At 55.8% G+C, this 3,250-nt stretch carries 3 protein-coding genes and 1 pseudogene; 3 read left to right on the forward strand and 1 reads right to left on the reverse strand.

Going from position 1 to position 3,250, the window contains the following annotated elements:
- Positions 1-1,071, reverse strand: a protein-coding gene (locus tag Q0239_RS17595; RefSeq protein ID WP_298605285.1) for an IS3 family transposase whose coding sequence is annotated in 2 segments (ribosomal slippage) — positions 1-807 and positions 807-1,071 — 1,072 coding nt annotated over the 2 segments. Because the reading frame shifts where the segments join, the coding sequence is not laid out codon by codon here. This gene is flagged as partial in the annotation.
- A gap of 76 nt (positions 1,072-1,147) precedes the next feature.
- Here Q0239_RS17595 and Q0239_RS17600 point away from each other — a divergent pair.
- The 3 genes and pseudogenes from Q0239_RS17600 to Q0239_RS17610 all read left to right on the forward strand — a co-directional run.
- Positions 1,148-1,708 (forward strand): TOBE domain-containing protein, encoded by a 561-nt coding sequence (locus Q0239_RS17600; RefSeq protein ID WP_298605287.1) that lies wholly within the window; start codon positions 1,148-1,150, stop codon positions 1,706-1,708.
- A complete protein-coding gene (locus Q0239_RS17605; RefSeq protein WP_298605289.1) occupies positions 1,647-3,029 on the forward strand; it encodes an ABC transporter substrate-binding protein in 1,383 nt (460 codons plus the stop codon). Before Q0239_RS17600 ends, Q0239_RS17605 begins: the two co-directional genes overlap by 62 nt.
- A gap of 32 nt (positions 3,030-3,061) precedes the next feature.
- Positions 3,062-3,250 (forward strand): annotated as a pseudogene (locus Q0239_RS17610) (hypothetical protein); the annotation flags it as partial.

A 3,250-nucleotide genomic window follows, 5' to 3' on the forward strand; every position in this document is an offset into this window, starting at 1 on the left:
TGTATCCAGGCGACGAGTGTGGCCTCTCGGTGTTGTAGTACCGCCGCCAGGCTTCGATGATGATCTTGGCCTCGGCGAGGCTGTAGAAGATCTCACCGTCGAGCAGTTCGTCGCGGAGCTTCGAGTTGAAGCTCTCGCAGTAGCCGTTCTCCCAAGGGCTTCCAGGTTCGATGAACGCTGTCTTTGCGCCGACGGCTACGATCCACTCCCGTACAGCCTTGGCGATGAACTCCGGGCCGTTGTCGGAACGGACATGGCCGGGCACACCACGCAGGATGAACAGGTCCGACAGGGCGTCGATGACGTCGGTCGAGTTGAGCTTGCGATCGATGCGGATTGCAAGGCATTCCCTGGTGAACTCGTCGATGATGTTGAGCATGCGGAATCTCCTGCCATCGTGGGTCCGACCCTCGACGAAGTCATAGGACCAGACATGGTTTGGATGCTCGGGTCGAAGCCGGATGCACGATCCGTCATTCAACCAGAGCCGCCCCTTCTTCGGTTGCTTCTGGGGAACCTTCAGCCCCTCCCGCCGCCAGATCCGTTCGACACGCTTGGCGTTCACCGTCCAGCCTTCAGACCGCAGCATCGCCGTGATCCTGCGATAGCCATAACGGCCATAGCGGGAAGCGAGCCGGATGATGTCGGAGGTCAACGCCTCTTCATCGGGCCGGCCTTGCGGCTTTTTGCGCTGGGTCGAACGATGCTGGCCGAGAACCTTGCAGGCAAACCGCTCCGAGACAGAGAACTTCGCCATGACACGATCGACGCAACGGCGACGGCGAGCGGGGCTCAGAAGTTTCCCGAAGCAGCCTCTTTCAGGATCAGCTTCTCGAGTGTCAGGTCCGAGACCGCCTTGCGCAGCCGGTCATTCTCTTTCTCGAGCTCCTTCAGCCGCTTCACCTGGTCACCCTTCAGGCCACCGAACTCCTTGCGCCACCGGTAATACGTAAACTGCGTCACGCCGATCAAACGGACCGCTTCTCCGACAGAACGACCTTGCGACAACAGAACATCGACTTGGCGCAGCTTCGCCACGATCTCTTCGGGTTTGTGCTTCTTCTGGGGCATTCCAACGTCCTCCTACGGCTCAATAGCCTACTTCAGGGAGGACCACTTTTCAGGGGGCAAACCACAGGTCGAAGCCATGACGCTGGGCGATCGGATTGTGATCATGCGGGACGGATTTATCCAGCAAGCCGGAAGGCCCCTCGATCTCTATGACCGGCCCGCGAACGCCTTCGTGGCGGCCTTTATTGGATCGCCGGAGATGAATTTGATTGATGGTGAATTGGCGCGCGAGGGAGATGTACTCGCAATGCGTTCCGGTAACTTGAACGTTGAGTTGCCTGCCCAGGCATTCTTGGAGACGGAAAAAGATGTCACGCTTGGCATCAGGCCCGAGCACATCGAGCGTGGCGAAACACCCGCGTCAGTTGAAATGGTGGTCGGATTGGTCGAGCAGATTGGCGCGCAGACCTATGTGCTGGGCACGATCCACGGCAACAAGTTCCGTGCGGTTTTTGCGCGCGACGACGCACTGAAAGCGGACGACCGGATCTCGGTGACTTTTCCTCAACAGACGTTGCACCTCTTCTCGCGCAAGAGCGGCAAAACATTGAAGCAGACGTCAGCAACCACCGAAAATGGCAATGGGAGAGAACTTCATGGACAGGCTCAGCTTAAGCGTGTCGGGCTCCGAGGGTAATGGGAGCGGTATTGACCGACGGCGCTTTCTCAAAACGACGGCCGGCGCAGCGGCCGGTATCGCTGGCTCACTTTCCGCGCCCTATGTCAATGCACAGTCCGGCATAACGCTTCGCTTTCTAAACGCTGAAACGACCGCTGCGAGCCAAACGGTTCTGCGCAATGCGTGCAATGAATACCAGAGCAAGTTCGGCGTAAAAATCGTCGTCGACTCTACGCCGATTAGTAGCGGTTATGCGAAGTCGATGGCGGCCATCAATGCTGGCACTCCGTACGATATTGCGACGGCCGGATATATTGCTCACATTTTGCAATACGCGATGGCCGACCAAATTGTGCCGTTGACGGATCTCGTCAAAAAATACTCGTGGGGCAAGCAGGGGACTTGGTCATACAAGGGAGAGAACTGGTTCTATCCCTATGACTACAATTTGGTGACGGTTTTCTACCGAAAGGATCTGTATCAGGAAAAAGGCTTGAAGGTTCCCAAGACATGGGCCGAGTTCCTTGAGAATTGCCGAGCGCTGACTGTCACGAAAGATGGCAACATCGAGCGGGGCGGCTGCGTCATTCCACTGGCGAGCGACAGTGCCACCAATTGGGCGAGCTTTGGCAACCTGTTTGCAGAAGCGCCGAAATTCTATGACGACAAGTGGAACGTGGTTCTCGATGCACCGGAGAATGCCGGTCCGACCGGCCGCTTTCTCGATCTATATGCCGACCTTTATAAAACGATGCCGGCTGGCATGAATACGGTCAGTTATGCTGAGCTGATGAGCCTTTTTGCGACGGGGAAGGTTGCACATACCGTTTATTCGGGCCGGGTGGTCGAGGCGCTCGAAGCTCGCAATCCAGACCTTGCGAACAAATATGGTATCTTCGCTTCCCCGGACAGCACAGGTAAGCAGGATGCACTGTCCTTCGCCTTCGATGGCTTTATTCTTTACAAGACTAAGCAAACCGAGGCGGCCTATAAGTTTCTAAAATGGTTTATTGACGAGCACTATATCGATTGGCTGCACTCCGCCTGGATGAACTTCCAACCGGCGCGGTTGGACATTTACGACGATCCTCGGTGGAAAAATCATCCGATGATTCAAAAGCATTGGGCGACGATGGAGCAGATGAAGTCATTCATTGATGAAGGCAGCAAAACGGTTCTTAACTCAGTGGATATGACGGGTCCGTCGATCGATCTGCGGCCGTGCAAGCTTTTCGATGCGAACATTATGCCGGAGATGCTGCAAAATCGGGTTCTCAGGAATATGTCGTCGAGTGATTGCGTAAAGGCCGCTGCCGATCGAATCCGAAAAATCAGCTGAGCATCGGAACTGGCGACAGGAGAGGCCACGTCATGCGACAGGACTGGCGAATTATCGGTTTGTTCATAGGAAGTGTATTGGTGCTCGGTGCTATTGTTGGCGGGCCTCTCCTCTATTCGATTAAGCTCTCGTTCTACACGGCGTCATCATTCATCGACCAGCCGCGATGGGTAGGACTCGGCAACTATCTGAAAGTGCTTAGCGAGCCGCTGTTCTGGGGC

Source organism: uncultured Sphingorhabdus sp. (genome assembly GCF_937872355.1).
Taxonomy (GTDB): Bacteria; Pseudomonadota; Alphaproteobacteria; order Sphingomonadales; family Sphingomonadaceae; genus Sphingorhabdus_B.